Annotated in this window: 1 protein-coding gene; it reads right to left on the bottom strand. The window is 40.4% G+C overall.

Annotated features, from left to right (window positions below; translation table 11 throughout):
* The coding region (locus GBN19_RS15410; RefSeq protein WP_151778701.1) for an IS4-like element ISAbe18 family transposase at positions 1-1,073 on the bottom strand (1,073 nt) is incomplete at its 3' end.
* Positions 1,074-1,105: the final 32 nt, after the last annotated feature.

Genomic DNA, 1,105 nt, shown 5'->3' with positions numbered 1-1,105 from the left:
CTTTCAAACAAATTCACTTGAATTATTCTGAGTAAACGTTGAACTGTCCAACCTGTTTTCCCTAAATGTTGAGCGAAACTCACCAATAAATAGGCGATCATCGCAATCCAGATTTGTGTCTGAATTGCGTTCCTGCTGCGGCCTAGAAACGCTTTTAATTTGAGATTCTGCTTAATCGCCTTAAAGAACAGCTCAACTTTCCAACGATCTTTATAAATCGCCGCAATGGTGGAGGCGGCTAAATGAAAGTTATTGCTGAGAAAGCTAAAGTGCTTGCCACTTTGCTGATCTCTATATTCAATTCTTCTTAACACTGGGGCTTTTCTTTTTAGGGCATGTGCGCTATTCAGCTGAATGGTTTCATCTTTTAGAATACCTTTGGATTCAAGCACTGGATGTTGCTGGATCACCTGATACACAGATTTAGGCCTAAAACGTGTGACAAATCCAATGTTTTGAGCAGTCAGATTTGCATACCATTGGTAATCGACATAGCCTTTATCAAAAACTACAATGCTGCCAGCAGGAAACTGGAATTTGCGGCCTTGTACCATGTCATTTTCTTTGCCATTTTCAACTGCAACAAACTCAGGAATATCATTGCTGTGATTCAATCCTATGCTGAGTTTCATGCTGGCTTTTGAGTCATGAACTTTGGCCCATTCACATAAGGAAAGCGACAGGTCAATATGACTGGCATCCAAGGAATACAAGGGATTCTTAAAGCGAAATTTATGAGCTACTTTTGAGTGTTCATAGTATTTAAGCAACTTGTAAAATAGCTGTTGATACAAGGCAGCAGGCTGCTGCTCATTGATTCGTGCCAGCGTGCTTCGGGGAATAGACTTTGCTCCGAGATGACTTAGCTTTTCCTGTTGGCACTCCAAATTGGATTGAATATCTCTCAGACTTTGCCTACAAGAGAATTGAGACATCAATATGGCAATAAACTGATCCCACCGGGAAGTCGCTCTAAATTTCTGTCCAACATGGTGTACTTTAGCAAGTTGTTCAAAATCCTGTCGCACAACAGGTTTAATTAGCTCATAAAATACGGTATTCTGATGTGACAAAACCTGAATCCTGGTCGTTAAAGTGTTTGTTT

This window comes from Acinetobacter brisouii (assembly GCF_008993995.1).
Lineage (GTDB): Bacteria > Pseudomonadota > Gammaproteobacteria > Pseudomonadales > Moraxellaceae > Acinetobacter > Acinetobacter brisouii_A.
The sequence above is the reverse complement of the archived record's forward strand: the minus strand, read 5'-3'. Positions and strand labels throughout refer to the sequence as shown.